Below are 21,818 nucleotides of genomic sequence, written 5' to 3' on the forward strand. Positions count from 1 at the left end.
AATAATCATGTTATTTTTTTCACTCTAATTTTGCGGATATGTGAATATTTGAGCAGAAAATTATCTAATTTTGAATAAAAATAGAAGAAAATGAAAGAAATTAAATCCATTTTAAAATATTTTAAGGATGGGCAATCGACTGGTGAACAATGTGCTTTGGCACAGGTGGTTAGGGTAGAAGGATCTTCTTACAGAAGGGAAGGAGCGAGAATGATTGTATTTGAATCCGGAGTTTTCGAAGGAGGCATCAGTGGTGGCTGCCTGGAAGGAGATACCCTGAAGAGATCTCAATTAGCAATCTTAAAACAAGAACCGACGATAATAACCTATGATACTTCGAAAGAAATGGAAATTGGTATAGGACTGGGATGCAATGGAATCATTGATGTCTTGCTGACACCTGTCACAGTTGATTCTGAGAATATCAGGATTCTGGAAAAATGTACCTCACAGAGAAGAACCCATATTATTGTTACAATAACTGCCTCAAGCTTGAAAGAAGAATACTTTCAACTTGGTCGGTCTTTTTATTATGATACAGATACAAAGATGCTGGAGGGAATAGAATCAAATGAAATAAAAAAGTTCATCTTAAGTAAAATAGACCAGGTTATGGATGAAGGCAAATCAAGGAGTTTCACTTACACTGCAAGTGACGACCTGTTAAACTTCCATGTTGAATTAATTCCGGCTCAATACCACCTTGCTATTTATGGTGATAATTATGATGTATATCCCTTGATACAGTTAGCAGGTTTACTGGATTGGCAAATTAGTTTGACGGGCAATATTCAAAAGCTGAAAAAGGAGCATTTAAAACAGGTCAAAAACATTTACCCGAAACATTTGACGGAAAGACCAAAAATAGACGACAGAACAGCAGTAATTTTAATGGCACATGATTTTAACACCGATGCCGAAAATCTAAAAAGCACAATTAAGAGTGCAGCTCCCTACATTGCAAGTTTAGGACCAAAAAAACGATTTGAAAATATTAAAAACAAGTTTGAAGAAGGGGGAGATCCGTTAAGTGAACAAGACCTTGAAAGAATTCATGCGCCCTGTGGTTTGGAAATCGGAGCTGATTCACCCGAAGAGATTGCATTAAGCATCTGCTCTGAAATCATGAGTTCTTTTACAGGTAAAGAAGGCGGAATGCTCAGAAACAAAACAAATCCTATTCACGACAGAAGTTGATTTGTGAAAAGGTTTTAAAATAATCTTCGTTCCCAAAGTATATTACTGTCTCTCTGCTTTGCTACTTCCTGCTCAACAATTGGTATGACACGATCAATATCGTAGTCTGTTGTAAACCTTCCCAGACTAAAGCGGATAGAAGAAAACGCAAGGCTATGATCAAGGCCCATTGCCAGCAAAACATGAGAAGGATTCTCATTGGCCGAGTTACATGCAGAACCGTTAGAAACTGCCATGTATTTACTAAGGGCACTTAAAAGTTTAAATCCGTCCACATAGGCAAAAGAAATATTTAAGGTGTTCGGCAGCCTCTCAACGCTCCTTCCATTCAAAAATGAATCTTCAATTTCAAGTAACCCGGACTCAAGCTTGTTCCTTAAATGAATTAACCTGTTTTGTTCTTTTTTACCCAGAGCAATAGACAATTCTATAGCTTTGGCAAAACCGGCTATTCCGGGCGTATTCAATGTTCCTCCTCTAAGCCTTTTCTGCTGACCTCCTCCCTGAATCAATGATTGAAGCACTTTGTTTTCAAATTTGTTTTTCACATACACCAGTCCAACACCTTTTGCCCCGTAGACTTTATGTGCAGAAAAACAGGTAAAATCCACCGAATCAAATACGTCGTCTAAATCAACTTTTCCCAATGACTGTGTAGCATCACTAAAAATATATATATTTTTTCCCTTAACCATTTGCCGGATCTTTCTCAGGGGTTGAATAACTCCTGTCTCATTATTTGAATGCATGATAGAAATCAAAATGGTCTCAGGCCTGACAGCTTCTTTTAATTGGTCCAGATCAACGAGGCCATGTGCATCAACATCCAGGTAGGTGACAGTTACACCTTCATATTTTTCCATAAAACCCAAGGTATCCAGCACTGCTTTGTGTTCAGTTTTACAAGTAATGATATGACTTCCTTTAAGGTTAAATTTACTACTAAAACTTTTTAATACCATATTGATACTTTCAGTCGCACCAGAAGTATAGATCAAATCTTCTGCTGAAACGCCCAAAGAATTGGCTATTAATTTATTTGAATCCTCAATAGCTTCTTTCGTCAGCCAGCCATAAGAATGATGGGCGCTGGAAGGATTCCCATATAACTCACTGAAAAATGGCCTCATATGATCTACCACTTTCTGATCACAGGGTGTTGTTGCATTATAATCTAAATAAATTCTGTTATTCATAGACATTGTAAAAATTCATGGATATAAATTTAGGTGAAATTATGTGAATTGTCTTAAAAAATGTACTAATCAGCTGCCCTGAAATGAAAAAAATAAGCCCATTTTTTTTAATGTTGCAGCGATTAGCAGCCTTGTTGGGGATGGCCACCATCTGCTTTAGAAGCATTTTTTGAATCTTGTGACTGTGAAGTTGAATGGCTCAATACTTTTAAAACCAGTGACCAAATTCAGATCAAATAGGTTAGTATTAAATTTACAAGAATACCGTCCATAGTAAAAAACTACTTCATTCTCAATATGAGAATGAAGTGGTTTTTTTATGTTTTTAATAAAAATCGATAAATCTTACGCACCTCAAAAACTGAATTAACTTGAACAGTACCTGCTCAGTCAGCCGCAGGGACAATGAGGATTAAATATTTGACAAAGGAATAATTCCTCATATTGTATGATGACAACGGGCCGGTCTTTAAGGGTTTAAAAAATTCATTGATTTCATTGAACCGTTTTGTGTATAGCTGATACTGATTTCAAAGGTTTTAAGATTTGCATATAACAGAGCCTTATCGTTTTGGTTCACCCATTCGATATTGATGTCACTACCGGAAGTTTCATTAATATTCACGGTGCCCAAAAATGCTTTGGATGTATTTCTTAACCTCATCATATCCAATTGTTTAAGCACAATATCCTTTTGAAGGCCACTTCTAACTTCTTGCATGTTTAGCGTTGACCGGTTAATCTCTTTATGGCCTGAATCTCCTCCTTTATCGGCAGCTTGATCATCGTTTTTACCGGCAAAAAGGTCCAAATACCAGACCTGGGGAATTCCGGGCATAAACATTTGAATGGCTCTGGCCAGTAATAATTTGCGTTCATCTTCACCCAGGGCACTAAAAAAAGTCGCGTTTACCTGATAATATGAAATTTTTTGTCCTGATGAATCATATAAATTTTTAACCCTTCCTCCACGCTCAATGATTGTTTTCATAAGGCCTTCTATGTCTGCATCATTTAGCAAGCCCTTGTTGAATATGCCATTGACTTCCTTCCCCTTCAGGTCCAAAACTGGTATGCCGTCATGACATCCCAACATGTTCACAGTTTTATATCCCTTGGAAATAATTTCTCTGGCCCAGGTTAAAAGCGCCTTACTGGTTCCGTTTTCAATGGCATAAATCATCAATCCGGGTAGAAAAAAGTCATAAATTCGATAACCTTTTCTAGCTACATCATCATGCAGTCCCATACCATATTCTGCGTGAATTTCGGGTAACAGGATTAGTTTATTCTTTACAGCTATTTGGTTTATTCTTTCCAAATAATGCCAGGTACCCGGTTTATTAAAAAAATTTGATGCCCCCACCTTTTTATGCAAGTAGGCAAAGGCATCCAATCTTACTATTTGCCCTCCGTAGTTTTTTAATTTTGAAAGTGTTTCCTCATAAAAATCCCAAACCAACTGAGATTTTGCATTTACATCCATTTGACCCAGATAACTACGATTTCGATATACGATTTTTAAAACATTATCTTTCAGGTGATTAAAGTCTTCAAAGTCAATAGTGTTAAAATCTTGTTTTTGCTCAATGGCCGTATTGACTTTGCTAATAATGAATTCAATTTGTTCCTGACTTAAATCGCCTAAATTATTTAAATCACTTTGTGTAAGTTTGGTGTAACTGATATCCTGGTAAAAAGTGTTCCAATAAGGCTTCTCTGTTCCATCCGGAAAAAGTACTTTTAAGACGGGTAAACCTGATTTTCTCATAAATAATTTATTGAGAAATTTTTCATGGGGAATGATAACTCCGTCTTTACCCATTTCACCATTTCCCTCCCAAAACGCATTCCAATCGATAAAAAAGTTCAGATATTCAGATTGTTTTCCGCTATCTAGAATACTTTTAAATTGAGGAGACCCTACCGATAAGTGGTTTAAAACTATATCAAACTTCAAACCAATGTTCAGATCTTCCAAAGCTTTTAAATCTTCCTGGCGAACCAAATCCGAATTCAGGTTATAGTCTACAATAGAAAATCCACGATCCAGATCACTATTAAAAAAGGTAGGTAATATGTATAAAAAGGAAAAAACATTTTTAAACTCCGGCATTTTTAGCATGCAGGTCAAATCATGCAGATTTTGCCCTATACTGTCAGGATAAGCATTTAGCATGACGCCGTTAAAGTCATCAGAAGTGTTCAAATGGTCGCTCTCTTTTATCATGTCTTTTTAAAAACTAAAATTCACTCTGCATTGTCTTATGAGGAATTATTCAAGAAGTTGGGATAATATTTTTATGTTATCCGGTAATCTACCAACATTTTGCAATTTTAAAGCAGCTAACTGTAGTCCGATTTTTAAACAAGTATCTTGAGGTTTATCCTTTATATAGGCAAATAAATAGCCAGACCAAAAGGCATCACCCGCACCCGTCACATCCATAACCTTGTCAACCTGAATCGCTGGTAATTCTATTATTTTTTTCCCTGTTTGAGATAGTTTAACACCATTGCGGCCTAAAGTCAAGCAAACAATTTCCACTCCTTTGGAATGAAAAAAATCAAAAATATCTTCATGTGGCAATTTTTTTTCGAATAGCCTTAACATGTCATCTTCACTAATCTTCACCAGGGGATTAAACCTGCAATATGATTTTATTATGCCAAGCGCCTGGTTCTTGCTTTTCCAAAGCTTCTCGGCATAGTTTATATCAATACTTAATTTGCACCCCAGATGAAAGGCTTCCTCTGCTTTTTTTAAAATAACGGATTGAGCCGGATTTTTGCTTAATGCAAAACATGTCGTGTGATAAATAGTTGTTTTTAAAAGTGTTTCTTTGGTGATTTGATCCTCTGTGATCTGATAATCAGCTTTTCGAAAGGGCACGAAATCAGGGGTTTCGTTCGTTCTGGTAATAAAAATAATGGAAGATGGTTCATCATTTATTTTCTTAATAAAATCGATTTTAACACCTTCTCTTTTAAGTTCATCAATAATATATGATCCAAAACCATCATTGCCAACGCTGGATACAACAGCAGATTTTAATCCTAATCTTGCTGAATTCATCGCGACATTTGTAGGAGATCCCCCTAAATACCGATGGTAGTCACTAGTGTCATTGATTTGGGCTCCTGACTGCTGTCCGATAAAGTCAATAAGTGCTTCTCCAACGCAGAGAATATCTATAGTTTCTATATCTTTCTTCAAAATAATAGTTTTTATAAATCTGCTTCTTTTTTATCAATGGTTTTTGCCGATTGTAATTGCGTTGCTAAAACCGCTGCAATAGCGAAAAAAACACCTCCGAATAAAATGGCATTGACAGCATTATTGTTTAATATGTTTTTAATAATTGGACCGAAAGAAATGGTTTGTATGAGCATGGGAATTACGATCATCATATTGACAATCCCCATGTAAACACCTCTTTTTTCTTCAGGAATTACTCTGGAAACCATGGCATAAGGAATACCCATCATTGCCGCCCAACCAATACCCAGTAAAACCATAGGGGCGAGCAGTAACCATTTGTCATGTATAAACGGCATGCTTAACATCGCAATTGCAGCAAAGAACAAACTGACAACATATATTTTTTTATTACCATACTTGGCAGCTATTGGAACCATCAATAAGGCTACAATCATCGTTACAAAATTATAAGTCCCATTCATTAAGGCAGCCTGACTTAAGGCTTGTTCAGAAAGTGATTGAATATTTTGTGCGAAAGACATATCGAGTTGGCTAACAGTTTCTCCTGCCTTGCAACTGTCCATAATACTTTCGGATTTGAGAATATCTTCATTGCTAATGCCAAGTAAACTGGTCTTTAACATTGGGGCAATAAATTGCCAGTAGATAAATAAGGCATACCACTGAAAAAAGTAGACCAAAGACAATTGTTTCATGAGTTTGGGCATGCCGCCAATAGCACGAATAATTTCTTTTATTGGGTCCAGCAATCTTGACGTAAAAGGTTGCTCTTTACTTTTATTGATTTCCAATAATTCTTTATTTGACGGCGGTATTTCCGGGGTTTTAAATACAGACCATAAAATGGTTGTTACTGAAGTGATAGCTCCTAAAAAGAAGGAATAATAAACCCAGGCAGGTATGGTCGTTACTGCGGCTTCTGCGCATAAACCACCCTCTACAACCGGTTCGCTAAACCAATCTTGAAATAAGAACAATGAAGCATTGGCCAATACTATACCGGCTCCCACGAATAAACTCTGCATTTGGTACCCAAAGGTTAATTGACTGTCGATGAGTTTATCACCAACAAAGGCCCTGTAAGGCTCCATCGCTGTGTTATTCGCTGCATCTAAAATCCATAATAAGCCAACTGCAAACCATAAACCGGGACTAAATGGAAAAGCAAACAAGCACAGACTTCCTAAAATAGCGCCAAATAAGAAGAACGGTTTTCGCCTTCCCCACCGTGGAGACCATGTTTTATCAGAAATGGCGCCTATAATAGGTTGTACCAAAAGACCTGTGACAGGTCCTGCTAAATTAAGTAGTGGTAAGTCTTCATGGTGAGCCCCTAAAAAAGAAAAAATAGGATTTACTGCAGTCTGTTGCAAACCAAAACTAAATTGAATACCTAAAAAACCAACATTCATGTTTAGTATTTGCCAAAAACTTAATCTAATCTTACCAGCCATTATCTGTTTTACCTGATTAAAAATCTAATTAAAAATGACCACATTTGGTAGAAAATGAATCTCAATATCTATTCTTAATGCGGCCTTTATGGGAATTACAAAGCAATTTACACTTTTATATAGTCTGAGTTTCAATATTTTTAACGAAAACGATTTCGAATTTAACGAAATCGTTTTCGAATTTTTTCATAACTTGTCTTGAATAACAAATACTATGAAACCCGTCACTTTAAAACAAATTGCAGGCCAATTAAATATATCTGTTTCTACGGTGTCAAAAGCTTTAAAGAATTACCCCGATGTTAGTAAGGAAACCAAGCTAAAAGTTAAGGAGTTGGCCAAAGTATTAAATTACCAACCTAATGCTTTTGCGGTTAATTTGAGAAGGAAGGAGTCTAGAACAATTGGTTTGATAATTCCTGAAATTGTCCATCATTTTTTTTCCACGATCATAAAAGGTATTGTTAATCAGGCAGAAAAAGAAGGATATTTAGTGATTATTCTTCAGTCAAATGAGTCATATGAGTTGGAAAAGAAACAGATTAACTTACTTTTAAATCAACACGTAGATGGTATCATTATTTCTTTGGCGAATAATTCTACCAATTTTGATCATTTAAATCAAGTTGTGCTTTCAAAGAAACCTCTGGTAATGTTTGATAAAATTGCCAAATTAGTAAATTGCTCGAAAGTGATCATCAATGATCGAAAAGCAGCTTATACGGCAACGCAGCATTTAATCGATGCAGGCTGTAAACGCATAGCTCATTTTAGAGGATCCTTGTTACCTTTAAATTCAATTGACAGGTTTTTAGGTTACAGAAAAGCATTGCTGGATAATGGTTTACCTTACGATCCTGCATTGGTTTACATCAGTGAATGTGATGATACAAGTTTTGAAGAGGGTAAAATGAATACCAGGAAATTACTTGAGGATCATGATGATGTAGATGGTATTTTTATCAGCACAGATTTAGTGGCCATTGGTGCTTTGACAGAATGTAACAAATTGGGCGTTAAAGTTCCCGATGATATCAAAATTATTGGTTTTAGCAATTGGTTTATGTCTAAGGTAGTATCACCAGCGCTTTCAACGATTGACCAACCGGGTTATTTGATGGGGGAAATGGCTTTTAAACAGCTTTATAAGGAAATTACGATGCAAAAAAACAAGGAATCATACTATCCTGAAATTATTGAATTGGAGACAAAGTTAATTGTAAGAGAATCGACGGCTTCGTAATAATTTACTTAATACATTTTGTCAACATAACACCTACCTGCGTCAGGCGGTTTTCTCACCTCTCACTTCAACCCCGGATTAGCTCCTGACAGCAGTTGATCCTTTATAAGACACGACATTCGCTGTTCGATCAGAACTCATCGCCTCGGAACTCATCACCTCGGAACTCATCGCCTCGGAACTCATCACCTCAGAACTCATCGCCTCGGAACTCATCGCCTCAGAACTCATCACCTCAGAACTCATCGCCTCGGAACTCATCGCCTCGGAAGTGATCGCCTCGGAACTGAGGTGCTCACGCGCGAGGTGATGAGTTATCCTTCTCACTTCTCACTTTAATCAAGTATTACCTTCTTGCATTAGAAGACTGCGCCTTCGATATTCAATATTCATTATTCTAAATTCCATTAGGATTACCTCCCTCCGGTCGGTGATCCTGGTTTGGGGAACGATGCCAAAGTAAAATCATTCGAAATTCGACATTCCTTGTTCGATATTCAATATTCATGATTCGATATCCCCCAAGGATTACCTCCCTCCGGTCGGTGATCCTGGTTCGGGGAACGATGCCAATAAAAGCTTTGACTCCCTTTGGTAGTGCATTTCTTTTTTTTACAGTTTTTTATGAGCAAGCTCACACAACTGCATAAAAAAAGCCCTGCAAAATTTGCAAAGCTTTTATTGTCGGGGTGGCAGGATTCGAACCTGCGACCTCCTGCTCCCAAAGCAGGCGCGATAACCGGGCTACGCTACACCCCGAATCGGTTATCTTATCATTCTGCGGAGAGACAGGGATTCGAACCCTGGCAACGGTTACCCGTTGACAGATTAGCAATCTGCTCCATTACCACTCTGGCACCTCTCCAATAACTTTTAAAAGAACTAAATTTTAGGTTTGCAAATGTATTATATGGAATAGAATCCTGCAAACATTTTTCATTTTATTTTACCAAAATAAAGGGACCGGGTTTTAATTAATTATTTCAATCTCTTTCGTGCTAAATTAAATTCTTTTTTTACAGTGAGCTCGTATATCATATGCCCTTGTTAATTTTTAATTTTACAAATACAATGAATCTAAAATGTGTTATATTTGTTTTGATATTATATAATTACATTTAACAATAAAAACAAGTATGAAAAGATTTAAACAATTTATAATGCTATTGACCCTAGCATTGATTTTTGGAAGTTGTTCTGGCATTAAAGTAGTGGATTCATGGAAGGGTGATGAGATAGGAGACTTGAAAGATGAAAAAATATTGGTAATTGCCAGATCGGATGATATGGTGGGCCGTCAAAGATTTGAACAGGAAATTGCTGATAGATTAAGAGCAGCAGGTATTGATGCGACAGAAAGTTATAAGAAATTCCCGTCGATGAAGCAAAATCAGGAACTAACTGAAGAACAAGTTGCTCAAAGAATTCAGATTATAAAAAATGAAGGTTTCAGTGGAGTTGTACTTACTGTTTTGAAAGATATGAGTAAGGAGGTTGTAACATCTGAGACAGGCGGATATGTATCCGGTGGTTATTATCCTTCATACTATGGTGGTTACTATGGTGGATTCGGTGGATATTACGGACGTGTATATTCTCCTTATGGATACGGTTATGGTGGAAGTTATGTGCCTTCTGAAACACGAACCTATACCTCAGAAACTTATAGTTTGGAAACTGTTATGTACGATTTAAATAAGGAGCCTGGCAAACAATTACAAGGGGTTATTTCGATTGATATTACAGATCCCAAATCGGCATCTAAAGTGGCACCACAATATGCAGATGCAGTTGCAAAACAGTTGAGCAAATAATATATTTTTTTAAATATTTTAAGGCTTAGGTAAAATCACCTAAGCCTTTTTTTTGACCTATATATAGCGAAATCGTTTTCTTAGATTCATTCGTTAATTGATCTCGTTTCTATACCTATTTTGTATTTTTGTCCACCTTATGAAGAGACTAATTATCATTTTTGTTTTCCTAACTTTATGTTTGTCAGCTTCGGCTCAAACTGAAAAGGAAATCAATAATCAGCTACAATTCTGGACCAGTATCAATTCCACTTGGCGATTTAGTGATCACTGGGGTGCCATGGGTGATTTCCATGTTCGTAGAAACGATTTTTTAAAAGACCCTAATTTTTATTTTTTAAGGGCAGGTGGAGTTTATTGGTTTAACGATAAGATCTCTGCTGCCAGTGGGCTGGGCGCACTATGGTTGGCACAAAAGGCACAGGATGGAGGATTTAATTATGTTCTTGAAAAAAGGATTTACCAACAGATTCTTTGGCGCAGTATAAACGGACGCGCCAGGTTTCTGCAGCGAATAAGAAACGAGCAGCGATGGCACGAGGTTCTAAACCCTGATGGAAGTGTGAATCGCATCAGGTTTTCGAATAGGGTTAGGTTCTTGTTTTCGGCATCCATACGTGTTTTTGAGGATGAAAAAAAACCAAGATTGGTTATTGCAGACGAAGTCCTTTTTCATTTTGGAAATGAGATCATCTATAATACCTTTGACCAAAACAGGTTCTTTATAGGAATCAGCCACAGGCTCAATAAAGACTGGATCTTTGATTTTGGTTATATGCCCGTATTGCAGCAAAAATATAGCGGCTATCAGTATGATTTGAACCATACGGTCAGATTGTTCTTCTATTTGTCTCCTGACTTGCGTAAAAAGAAAGATGAAGACCTACCACATTATCCTGTTGGAGGTATAGAATAAGTCTGAATACTTTACAAAAGTGGTTCTTTTTTATTATTTTAGACACCTTCATCTAACTCATTATGATGGTAAGAAACCACTTTCTGTTTTGTAGTTTATTATGTTTACCTGCCTTGCTATTAAGTCAGGACCGCTATTTAAGCCTAAGCTCCAAAGATTCGATTGACGGGCTCCCCAAACTTAGAGGGAGCGTAGGTGCCAATCTAAAATTAAATGGTTTTTACGATGTTTTCGGTGGCTTACAGGAAAGTGAAACTTTTAATGTAGGGATGATAGATGTTTTTGGCACAGATGATTCCAGTAGTTTTCATATGGACCTCTATCAGACCCAAATCAAATTGGAAGCGACTTATGTTGAAAAAGAAGAACAGAAGGTTTATTCTTTAGTTGAGTTTGATTTTTGGGGAGGGAACGGTCGTATGCGCTTAAGAAAGGCTTTTGTAGAATCCAGGCATTGGCAAATTGGCCAAAACTGGAATAATTTTGGTGACGAAGATATATGGCCGAATATTATGGAGTGGGAAGGACCTCCCTCTGGAATCTGGCTTAGAACGCCCCATATTAAATACAGTAATAATTTCAAAAAAGACAGCTGGATTTATGAAATAAGTTTAGAGGCACCTATAACTAATTATATTTCGCTGCAGGAAATAGACCTTGATGTAGAAGAGGCTTATCAGGTAACCCCTGACCTTACGTTTGCCATAAAAAACAAGTATGACTGGGGGCATATTCGATTGTCTTCTATTTTGAGAAATATCAGGTATAAATTCAATGATCAAACTGATAATTTTTTGGGATATGGCCTGGCCTTTTCGGGTATTTACGCAACGGATAGAAAGAATAATTTACAATTTCAATTCGTAGGAGGTACAGGTATTACCGCTTATATGACAAGTATCTCAGGACTGGGATATGACGGATACCCTAATATTGATGACCAGTTTGTATCGACTCCAGCCTTTGGAGGCTGGATCTCATATGAGTATTTTTTTACTCCCAGATTCCACAGTAATGTAGTTTTCGGGAGTACAAAATATGATTTCTATGATGTTAAGGACATTGTTCTAAAGGGCGATGAGGATCAGGAAGAAACCGTTTATCAAGGAGATTTTAACAATTTTCATTTTTATGGAATTATCAATCTGATGTATGAACCTTTCCCAAGAATGACAATTGGTCTGGAACTCGACTATGGGGCCAAGGAAATCAACTTTGAAGGAATAGCCAATGGTGATTTTATTGAAGATGGTAAAGTAAGAGATGCCATGAGGATCAGTTTTGGTTTTATGTTCTATTTATAGTTGGTCTTTTTTGATGAATCACCTAGTTTAGCATTCTATTTCTCACATATATGAAAGTATTTAGTCTCACAACTTTACTGTTTTGTTTATTTCTTATCAGCTGTGAAAATTCGAATGATAAAAACGAATACAAAGAAATTGAGTCACTGACCTCGTTACAGACAGAAGGATATGTGGGAGACGAAAGTTGCACTACATGTCATCAGGAGGCTTTTAAGGATTGGAAAGGGTCTCATCATGACAAGGCCATGCAATTAGTTGACGACACGACTGTTCTGGGCGATTTTAATGATGTGAAGGTAAGTTTGGATGGGGTCAGCTATTTTTTTTATAAGAAAGAATCTGGTTTTTTTGTTAAAACCATTGAACTTGACGGGTCGGAGAATGAGTATAAGATAACGTATGTCTTTGGACTTACTCCTTTGCAACAATATATTGTGGATTTTAAGGATGGTAAGAAACAGGTCCTAAGAGTCACATGGGATACGCTTGAGAAAAAGTGGTTTCATCAATATGCAGGGGATGAAATCATCATCACTGACTGGTTGCATTGGAGCAGGGGAGCGCAGAATTGGAATACGATGTGTGCAGAATGTCATTCAACAAATTTGAAAAAGAATTATTTTGTAGAAAAGGATTCTTTTCACACCACATATTCTTCTATCAACGTGAGTTGTGAAAGTTGCCATGGTCCCGGTGAGAAGCATATCAACTGGGCCAATTCTGGTCAAACAGATAAGAATATGCAGGTTATATTGGGTAATGATCAACAAGCTCAAATGAATATGTGTGCACCTTGCCATGCACGAAGGGTAAAGTTGACAAAAGATTTGATTCCGGGATTGAATTTTGAAGACCAGTACATGGTTCAAAATATTTCTTCTCAGTTCTATCATCTCGACGGACAGATATTAGAAGAAGACTATGTCTATGGGTCTTTTTTACAAAGCAAGATGCATGCCCAGGGTATAAAATGTGGCGATTGCCATAATGTACATTCCAACAAACTTAAAATGACCGGTAATCAGCTTTGTTTACAATGTCATGTGCCGGATACTTATGATGCACCTCAACATCATTTCCATGAGGCCAATACAGAAGCTTCACGGTGTATCAATTGTCATATGACAGGAAGATACTATATGGGCAATGATTTTAGACGCGACCATAGTTTTAGAATACCCAGGCCAGATCAAAGTGTTGAATACGGAACACCAAATGCTTGTAGTGAATGCCATAACGATAAATCAGAAGAATGGGCCGCAGAATGGGTGGTTAACTGGTATGGAAAAGAAAGAAGACCCCATTTTTCGGATTATCTGTTGATAAGCAATCAACCGGAGCTCAATCCTAGGGAGAGGCAGAAACTGGACACTTTTATCAATGATCTTAACTACCCTGCCATCGCCAGATCGACTGTGATCAATAACCTGAGTTATACAAATGAGGAGCAATTAAAGTCGTTACTGACGGCATTAAATGATTCATCAGCAGTTGTTCGATATAATGCCTTGATGCAATTTAGAACTATGAGCCCTCAGGATAGAATTGCTGTCGCTCAGAAACATATGGTTGATTCAATAAGGCTGGTACGAATAGGAAGCGCCCAACTAGTGATTGGCTTTGAGGGTGATGACTGGACAGAGTCTGAAAAACTCAGCTTGTTTAAAGCCAGGGAAGAGTTAGAGGAAATGCTTTATAGCAATGCAGATTTTTCGACCGGGCGTTTACAGTTGGGAGATTATTTTATGCAAGCCAATGATTATAGATCAGCTATAAAGCACTATGAAATGGCATTAAAAATGGATAGTCTTTTATATCCGGTATATACCAATCTGGCTACCGCCTACAGTATAAATCAACAAATGGATAAGGCTCTTGAAACATTGAATACCTGGATGGATAAACAGCCTGATGCAGGGCGGCCCTATTATCTGCGGGCCTTGCTTCATTTTGAGTTGGGAAACAATGAGATTGGCGAGCAAGACCTGAAAATGGCTATTGATCTGGATCCGCAGGACAGCAGGTCCATGTATAATCTTGCAACTTATTATTATCAGATCAAGGAATATCAACGGGCTGAAATTCAAGTAAAAAAAGCGCTTGGTATAGAGCCTGGCAATCAGGAAATAAAATATTTATACGCATTGATATTGAAAGAATTGGGAAAAATACAGGAGGCTAACCAGCTTATGAAAGAAATTCAAGCTTCTTAACGAAATTTTCTAAGGATCTCTGGAAAGATGAAATAGTGAATTTGTTCTATTTTTAAGGCCTTTTATTTTCTCTTCATCTTATCGCTAAATAGTAATTCTGTTTGTTATTAACTATCTTTGAGTATAATTGACTATAGTTTGTAAAAAAATTTTGATCTAAAAAATTAATACAACCATCCGTTTATGGAATCCAAAGACATCATTAAGAAATATAAAAAAAACGAACTGACTATTTTGTGGGAGCCTAAAAAATGCATTCATTCAGGGATTTGCGTAAAGGAATTACCGCATGTATATAATCCAAAGGCCAAACCATGGATTAAACCGGAAAACGCATCTGTCGATCAATTGAAAGCACAAATCGATAAATGTCCGTCAGGGGCGCTGAGTTATTTAAAAAATGAAATATCTAAAAAAAATAAAAATATGAAAACAGAAGTAGAATTAATGAAAAATGGACCCTTGTTAGTGAAAGGGACTATAGAAGTCAAGTCTCATGATGGTACAGTTGAGACCAAAGAAAAAATGGCAGCCTTTTGCCGATGCGGGGCCTCACAAAATAAACCTTACTGCGATGGTAATCACAAGGGAGCTGGATTTGTAGGTTAATGGCTTGTATATGTTCTCAAGTTGTTACTTTTCAAACGGATAGATCACTTTCCAGTCATTTTTCATGTCGATGACCGTCCAGCCGTCTCTTATGGCCTGATCGAGGCCTTGATCCAGTTTTCCGATATGTGATTCCCTGTCATAGGCCCATTCTCTTTCTTCGTCAGTATGATGCAGGTATAGCATAAAACTTTCCTGCTCATTCGATGCGGTCCATTCCATCATTTGCAGGTCTCCATCAGAATTACCGGAGGCAAAGACAGGTTTCTTACCTATAATCTTTTGAATATTTAAGGGTTTACCTTCTTTGTCATCGATAAATTCAATCTCCGGTAAACGCTTAATAACAGGACTTCCATTGTTATATTCAAAGCTTGTTTTTATCCTGCTTCCAATGATCTGCTCTTCAGGAATACCATAGATTTCCATGACAAAAGCCCTCATAAAATCAACACCGCCACCTGAGACAACATAAGTTTTAAAATCATGCGCCCTTAAATATTGCAGCAATTCGAGCATGGGTTGATACACCAATTTATCATAAGTAACTTTTTTTGTTGGATGTATGGCTGTTTTTATCCATTCCTGAACGTCTGCTTTAAATTCTTCTGTTGTATTTCCGGCATGGGTTGCCATGACCAATTGCAATAAGCCATGCTCTCCCTGTTTAGCCAGTTCGGTCATATCATTTTCTAATACCGCTTTAAAGGGTTGCTCAGTTGCCCATTCAGGATGATCTGCAGCCATGGTTTTGACCCTGTCAATGGCAAAGAATAATTGAAAGTAGGCAGGTTGCTCGCTCCAAAGATTTCCGTCATTGTCAAAAGTGGCGATACGATCTTTAATAGGAATAAAATCAGGGCTATCGGATGTAGTAACCATTTCTACATAAGTTGTGATTGCGCTCTTGGTTTGTCCTTGGTTCCATGATGGCAAAGGGTCCTCAACCGATGTTGATGCTGAATTTTCACTATTTACATTTGGCTTTTCTGTATCGCAAGAATACATGAATGAAGTCAATAGAAGAAAGCTGGCCAGGTATAGTCTTCTAAAATGTTGCATATCATATATAATGTAAAAAGGCAGGTTTTTGAACCTGCCTTTTTTAAATGTAGATTAATTACTTTTTGTTATCATTGCTTCAATTTGTTTTTCAACTTTTGATAAACTCCAGTCTCCAGCTGTTTGACTAGGAGGGTATTCTTTGAATGTTGAAAGAAAATTAAAGGCATAGCCTTGTATTGATATTAGAATATAAGCCCTGTCAATATACCAGTCATAATAAGTGTTAGAACCTTGATACGCTTTTTCAAAAGGATCACGACGTAGATTAGCTAATAAGGGTGCTCGCAATTCAACAAAAGGTTCTAACCAAATTTGAAGTTGTCTGGCTCTATTTTCTAAAAAAGTAGCTTTCCAATCTCCATAACGCAATGCTGCAATGGATCCGCCGTCATTCACATAGATAAACCCTTCTCTTGGTGATTCTTCTACTTTGCCAGTAAGATAATCTAATTGGTTATAGCCATCTATATGATTTTTATAAGTTCTACCGTTGATTGTTGTTCCTTTAAGTAATCTTTCTTTCACATTAGTATCACCAGCTATGGCAGCAAATGTCGGCAACCAATCTTCATGGGATACTATACCATTTAAGGTAATATCTGCCGGGAATTTCCCAGGCCAGCGAACAAAAGCAGGAACTCGGTAAGCACCTTCCCAGTTACTATTTTTTTCACCATGAAATGGTGTTGTGCCTGCATCCGGCCAAGTATTATAGTGCGGGCCATTATCTGTAGAATACATCACGACTGTATTATCAGCTATACCTAATTCATCCAAATAATCTAAAAGTTGCCCAACATGCATATCGTGTTCAATCATACCATCAGTATATTCATCATTACCTTCATGACGTCTATCCTCTTTTACATGAGTTCTAAAATGCATACGTGTACCGTTCCACCAGGTAAAAAATGGTTCTCCGGCTTCAACCTGCTTTTTAATAAATGCCTTTGCAGCTGCAACACTTTCGTCATCAATGGATTCCATACGTTTTTTTGTCAATGGGCCCGTATCTTCAATACGCTGACCACCTTTTCCATCTGACCAGGAATGAATAACACCACGAGGACCAAATTTATCTCTAAAGGTCTGACCATCCTTTAGGATCATATCTCCAGGATAATCAAAATTTTCTGGCTCTTCCTCAGCATTTAAATGGTACAAGTTTCCAAAAAATTCATCAAAACCATGCATGGTTGGTAAATGTTCATCACGATCACCTTGATGATTTTTACCAAATTGTCCTGTGGCATAACCTTGTCCTTTAAGAACGGTTGCCATAGTCACATCGGTTTTTTGCCAGCCTTCCGGAGCTCCTGGCATACCAACTTTTGTCATTCCCGAACGAACCGGAACGCTTCCGCCAATAAAAGCAGCACGTCCAGCTGTACAACTTTGTTGTGCATAATAGTCTGTAAAGCCTATACCTTCTTTAGCTATACGATCAATATTTGGCGTTTTATAGCCCATCATTCCACGGTTATTATGGCTGATGTTCCAAGTGCCAATGTCATCACCCCATATCACTAAGATATTGGGTTTTTTTTGTGCCGAAATTGATGCTGCCGTCAATAAGCACAGGGTTAATAATGTTATTAGTTTTTGTTTTTTCATAAAAAGGGGGGGGGTTAAAATTATTTATTAACGATAAAGAAAATAGCTCTATATATTTTTAAGAGAGCCATGACAAAAATTGTTTTAATTTAATCTCCCAGCCCGACAATCAGGCCTCCGCTAAAATTCAATTGAAGGATAGAGCCACCAGCAGTAACTCCACCACCTCCGCCACCGATGTAAACACCACCCCAACTCACGGGCATGAGTAACTGAGACTGAATTCTGATTCCAATACGATTGCTAAAAAAATATTTTAGTCCTCCACTTATACCAAGGGTAAAAGTCGTGGTGCCGTCATATAAGTCGATATCAGGATTAAAGCTTGACCATCCGGCAGAAAGACCAATAAATGGTCTCGCTTCATTATAACCAAACATATGAATTGCACCTAGTTGATAATGATTTACAACCACATCGGTCAACTCTGTTTCGTTTGGGTAGAATTGAAAATCTTTAATTCTCACATTGGAATTCTGCTGTGCCCACATAAATTCTAATGTGATGTCATCAGTTGCATTAATACCAAAAGTGAGCCCATATTGTTCAGAGCTTTTCAGCTTTAAATACCCACCGTAATAATTGTATTTGGCACCTACCTGATATCCGTAATGTGGCGTAATTTCAACCTTTTGGGCACTAACACTATGAGCGAAGGCTAATGAAACAGCCATAACGATAAAAATATTCTTCATAAGAATTGTTTGATTTTATTTCTTGTCTTGAATAAAATCAATATTGTTCAGAATGGCAAACCGAATACCGTCAGAAATATAATTTTCGATCTGGTAGAACTGGACAGAAACCAAAGCATTGGTGGCTTTCTCAATTCGCTTTGTGTAATTCAAAATCAATTTATCTCCGGCGCTCCTAAGGGGTACAGCTTCAGCCATAAGGTCTTTCGCCTGCTGATTTGTTAAAGCGCCTTTCTTGGTTGTATATTTTTGTAATAATTCTATTCTGGCCATGCCGAGCTCTTGACGCTGTTTTTCATACTCATCGTATAGTTTCCAAAAAGCATCACTATTGACACCTGAAAGATCTATATTTTGCTCCATGATGGAAGCTTTTTCAACGCCGAATATTTCCTGCATCATGGCAATTTCTTCGGCCATATCATCTTGTGCGAATGACAAATTAAAAGTTAAAAATGCTGTAATTAAAAGGGTTATTTTTTTCATGTTCATTAGGTTTAGGGGTTATTTACTTAAAAACTGCGGTTCTTAGTGAATCAACTAAATTAATTAAAAATGCTAACTTTACAAAGTATCGAAAACCAAAACAAGATTTATGATCAATATTAAAGTAAATGATAAAGATTATTCGGTTGATGTTTCACCTGATATGCCCATTTTATGGGTTTTAAGAGATGTTCTTGGACTTACCGGGACGAAATTTGGTTGCGGGCTTGGTGTCTGCGGATCTTGTACGGTACTTCTTGATGGTAAAGCCATCAGATCTTGTATTACACCGGTTTCGCTTGTAAAGGATCAAAATGTGATTAGTATAGAAGGTGTTGCCGGTGAGCATTCAACAATACAGAAAGCCTGGGAAGAATTGAATGTCCCTCAGTGCGGCTTTTGTCAACCGGGTCAAGTAGTAAGTGCACTGGCATTGCTTAAAGAAAACCCTGATCCTTCAGACAAGGATATTGATACTGCTATGAGCGGAAACATTTGTCGCTGCGGTACTTATGTCAGAATCAGAAAGGCAATACACTTGGCGGCTTCGATGAAGAATGAGTTGCACAACACTAAAGGCGTATGAGAACTGAATCTTTTATATCGCGCCGTTTTTTTATAAAAAACATGAGCCTTTTTAGTGGTGGTTTACTTCTGGCTTGTGATGCAGGGGGGGAGGGCAGTGCCATAAACACAAAAAGCAGCAACGGCAATTTTACACCCAATTTATTCGTTGAGCTCAAACCCAATGGGGATTTGATTTTGATCGCATCAAGAAGTGAAATGGGACAAGGTGTGCGGACTTCATTGACCTCGGTAATCGCTGATGAAATGGATGCTGACTGGTTGCGTGTACAGGTAAGACAAGCACCTGGTGATGATGCTTATGGCAACCAGAATACAGATGGTTCCAGAAGTATTAGAACTATTTACGAACCCATGAGAAAAATGGGTGCAATGGCCAGGGCCATGCTCATAGGAGCTGCAGCGAAGCGCTGGAATATAGCAGAAGACCTTTGCAAGACAGCATTACATTATGTGGTTCGAAGTGATTCGGGAGAAAAGATATTTTATGGGGATTTGGTGTCCGAAGCAGGCTTGATGGCGATTCCTGATGAGCCAAAACTGAAATCACCTGATGAATTTATTTATATTGGTAAAGAACTGAAAAGTGTTGATGCCGGTGATTTCGTAAAAGGCATTCCGAAATACGGTATGGATATCAAACTTGATAATATGCTCTATGCCTGTATCCAGAGGTGTCCGGTAACCTTTGGAAGTATCAGGTCTTTTGACGACAGGGATAGTCTGAAAATTTCTGGCGTAAAGGCGGTACATAGGGTGGATAGAATTGAAAAACCATTTGGAGCACTCGGTGGAGTTGCCGTGGTGGCTTCTAATACATGGTCTGCAATACAGGGAAAAAAAGCGCTGAAAGTTGAATGGGATTACGGGGAAAATGAAACCTATTCAAGCAGTGAGTTTATGGAAGTGATCACTGCAAATGTTCATGAAAAAGGTAAATCGATAAGAGAAGAAGGAAACGTGTCAAAAGCATTTGATGAGGCCGATACAGTGGTTGAAGCTACGTATAATTTACCTCATCTTGTGCATGCCCCTATGGAAACTCCAAACGCAACGGCCCATGTCAAAGAGGGGAGTTGTGAAGTATGGGCCCCGGTTCAGGCGCCCCAAACCACAAGAAAGGAAATAAGTGATTTTTTAGATATAGATCTCGATAAGGTAACGGTTCATGTTACTTTTTTAGGAGGTGGTTTTGGAAGAAAATCAAAGCCTGATTATGTACTTGAGGCGGTGGCATTATCTCAAATTTCGAAACAACCTGTTCAGGTGATATGGACCAGGGAAGATGACATTCAACATAGTTATTATCATGCCATTAGCGCTCAGTATTTAAAAGCCTCCATTAAATACAATTCAGTAACCGGATGGTTGCACAGGACGGCTTATCCTTCTATTACATCAACATTTATACCTGGGGTAACCCATGGTGCTGGATTCGAATTTCAACAGGGAATGACCAATATGCCTTATGAGATTTCGAATACGACCTTTGAGAATGGTAGGGCTCCTGCGCACTTAAGGATTGGATGGTTAAGGTCTGTCTATAATATTATCCATGGTTTCTCAGTAAATGTTTTTGCAGATGAGCTTGCCCATGCTTCCGGTAAGGATCCATTGGAATTTAGATTAAACATGATCGGGTCAAACAGGATCTATCCTTCAGAAAATGCCTATAAATTGGATACAGCCAAGCTTAAAAATGTGTTAAGAAAAGCAGCCGAAAATGCAGGTTGGGGACGTAAACTCCCTGAAGGCCATGGATTGGGGCTTGCCGTTCATTACAGTTTTTACAGCTATGTGGCGACGGTAGTTGAAGTTTCTGTTATTGATGGTCAACTAAAAGTACATGAAGTTTTTACCGTTGTTGATTGTGGCACCGTAGTCAATCGCGATACTGTGAAAGCTCAACTTGAAGGAGCTGCTATTTTTGGGATGTCGTTGACTTATTATGGGGACATTACTTTGGAAAAGGGGATAGTGCAACAAAGCAATTACCACGATTATCAAATGTTAAGAATACATCAGACGCCAAAGGTCAACATTGAAATTATTGAAAGCAGTGAGATTCCGACCGGCATTGGTGAACCCGGCGTTCCTGTAATAGCACCTGCAATTATAAATGCGATATTCAATGCCACCGGAAAAAGATATAGAAGCTTACCATTAAAGGACTTCGGTATTGTAACATAAAAAAAAGTCAT

At 37.8% G+C, this 21,818-nt stretch carries 17 protein-coding genes and 2 tRNA genes; 9 read left to right on the forward strand and 10 right to left on the reverse strand.

Features of this window, described 5'->3' with window-relative positions:
• Nucleotides 1–90: 90 nt before the first annotated feature.
• Nucleotides 91–1,197: an XdhC family protein gene (locus tag AABB81_RS02235; protein ID WP_342158306.1), complete on the forward strand. Its 1,107-nt coding sequence runs from the start codon at nucleotides 91–93 to the stop codon at nucleotides 1,195–1,197.
• Nucleotides 1,198–1,211: 14 nt separating this feature from the next.
• On the opposite strand, the gene AABB81_RS02240 is transcribed toward AABB81_RS02235, so the two are convergent.
• From AABB81_RS02240 to AABB81_RS02255, 4 genes are all read right to left on the reverse strand, one after another.
• On the reverse strand, nucleotides 1,212–2,393 hold the full coding sequence (locus tag AABB81_RS02240; protein WP_342158308.1) for a cysteine desulfurase family protein: 1,182 nt from the start codon (nucleotides 2,391–2,393) through the stop codon (nucleotides 1,212–1,214).
• Between the two features lie 469 nt (nucleotides 2,394–2,862).
• The gene (locus tag AABB81_RS02245; protein ID WP_342158310.1) at nucleotides 2,863–4,623 is read right to left on the reverse strand and encodes an alpha-amylase family protein; all 1,761 of its coding nucleotides are present in this window, start codon (nucleotides 4,621–4,623) and stop codon (nucleotides 2,863–2,865) included.
• 45 nt (nucleotides 4,624–4,668) lie between these two features.
• Nucleotides 4,669–5,610, reverse strand: coding sequence for a carbohydrate kinase family protein (locus AABB81_RS02250; RefSeq protein ID WP_342158312.1), 942 nt, complete (start codon nucleotides 5,608–5,610; stop codon nucleotides 4,669–4,671).
• A gap of 11 nt (nucleotides 5,611–5,621) precedes the next feature.
• Entirely contained in the window at nucleotides 5,622–7,073 is a 1,452-nt protein-coding gene (locus tag AABB81_RS02255) for an MFS transporter (RefSeq protein ID WP_425287331.1), read from the reverse strand.
• A gap of 211 nt (nucleotides 7,074–7,284) precedes the next feature.
• Here AABB81_RS02255 and AABB81_RS02260 point away from each other — a divergent pair, with 211 nt between their 5' ends.
• Nucleotides 7,285–8,313 (forward strand): LacI family DNA-binding transcriptional regulator, encoded by a 1,029-nt coding sequence (locus tag AABB81_RS02260; protein WP_342158316.1) that lies wholly within the window; start codon nucleotides 7,285–7,287, stop codon nucleotides 8,311–8,313.
• A 684-nt stretch (nucleotides 8,314–8,997) separates the two neighbouring features.
• Here AABB81_RS02260 and AABB81_RS02265 read toward each other — a convergent pair.
• Both AABB81_RS02265 and AABB81_RS02270 read right to left on the reverse strand, forming a co-directional pair.
• A tRNA-Pro gene (locus tag AABB81_RS02265) sits at nucleotides 8,998–9,072 on the reverse strand.
• Between the two features lie 22 nt (nucleotides 9,073–9,094).
• Nucleotides 9,095–9,178: transfer RNA gene (locus AABB81_RS02270), tRNA-Ser, on the reverse strand.
• Nucleotides 9,179–9,473: 295 nt separating this feature from the next.
• Here AABB81_RS02270 and AABB81_RS02275 point away from each other — a divergent pair.
• From AABB81_RS02275 to AABB81_RS02295, 5 genes are all read left to right on the forward strand, one after another.
• Nucleotides 9,474–10,127 (forward strand): hypothetical protein, encoded by a 654-nt coding sequence (locus AABB81_RS02275; protein WP_342158317.1) that lies wholly within the window; start codon nucleotides 9,474–9,476, stop codon nucleotides 10,125–10,127.
• Between the two features lie 139 nt (nucleotides 10,128–10,266).
• Nucleotides 10,267–11,043, forward strand: a complete 777-nt coding sequence (locus AABB81_RS02280; RefSeq protein WP_342158319.1) for a DUF2490 domain-containing protein — start codon at nucleotides 10,267–10,269, stop codon at nucleotides 11,041–11,043.
• Nucleotides 11,044–11,105: 62 nt separating this feature from the next.
• Entirely contained in the window at nucleotides 11,106–12,347 is a 1,242-nt protein-coding gene (locus AABB81_RS02285) for a hypothetical protein (RefSeq protein WP_342158321.1), read from the forward strand.
• A 50-nt stretch (nucleotides 12,348–12,397) separates the two neighbouring features.
• On the forward strand, nucleotides 12,398–14,563 hold the full coding sequence (locus AABB81_RS02290) for a tetratricopeptide repeat protein (protein ID WP_342158323.1): 2,166 nt from the start codon (nucleotides 12,398–12,400) through the stop codon (nucleotides 14,561–14,563).
• A gap of 183 nt (nucleotides 14,564–14,746) precedes the next feature.
• Nucleotides 14,747–15,172, forward strand: a complete 426-nt coding sequence (locus AABB81_RS02295; RefSeq protein ID WP_342158325.1) for a (4Fe-4S)-binding protein — start codon at nucleotides 14,747–14,749, stop codon at nucleotides 15,170–15,172.
• Between the two features lie 24 nt (nucleotides 15,173–15,196).
• On the opposite strand, the gene AABB81_RS02300 is transcribed toward AABB81_RS02295, so the two are convergent.
• The 4 genes from AABB81_RS02300 to AABB81_RS02315 all read right to left on the reverse strand — a co-directional run bounded on the left by AABB81_RS02300 (nucleotide 15,197) and on the right by AABB81_RS02315 (nucleotide 19,032).
• Entirely contained in the window at nucleotides 15,197–16,234 is a 1,038-nt protein-coding gene (locus AABB81_RS02300; protein WP_342158326.1) for an HAD family hydrolase, read from the reverse strand.
• 54 nt (nucleotides 16,235–16,288) lie between these two features.
• Entirely contained in the window at nucleotides 16,289–17,851 is a 1,563-nt protein-coding gene (locus AABB81_RS02305; protein ID WP_342158327.1) for an arylsulfatase, read from the reverse strand.
• Nucleotides 17,852–17,940: 89 nt separating this feature from the next.
• Nucleotides 17,941–18,546, reverse strand: a complete 606-nt coding sequence (locus tag AABB81_RS02310) for a hypothetical protein (protein WP_342158329.1) — start codon at nucleotides 18,544–18,546, stop codon at nucleotides 17,941–17,943.
• A gap of 15 nt (nucleotides 18,547–18,561) precedes the next feature.
• Entirely contained in the window at nucleotides 18,562–19,032 is a 471-nt protein-coding gene (locus AABB81_RS02315; RefSeq protein ID WP_342158330.1) for a hypothetical protein, read from the reverse strand.
• 109 nt (nucleotides 19,033–19,141) lie between these two features.
• Here AABB81_RS02315 and AABB81_RS02320 point away from each other — a divergent pair, with 109 nt between their 5' ends.
• Both AABB81_RS02320 and AABB81_RS02325 read left to right on the forward strand, forming a co-directional pair.
• Nucleotides 19,142–19,618 (forward strand): (2Fe-2S)-binding protein, encoded by a 477-nt coding sequence (locus tag AABB81_RS02320; RefSeq protein ID WP_342158332.1) that lies wholly within the window; start codon nucleotides 19,142–19,144, stop codon nucleotides 19,616–19,618.
• 41 nt (nucleotides 19,619–19,659) lie between these two features.
• Nucleotides 19,660–21,807, forward strand: a complete 2,148-nt coding sequence (locus AABB81_RS02325; RefSeq protein ID WP_342158333.1) for a xanthine dehydrogenase family protein molybdopterin-binding subunit — start codon at nucleotides 19,660–19,662, stop codon at nucleotides 21,805–21,807.
• Nucleotides 21,808–21,818 lie beyond the last annotated feature (11 nt).

Source organism: Lutimonas vermicola, from assembly GCF_038433205.1.
Lineage (GTDB): Bacteria > Bacteroidota > Bacteroidia > Flavobacteriales > Flavobacteriaceae > Lutimonas > Lutimonas vermicola.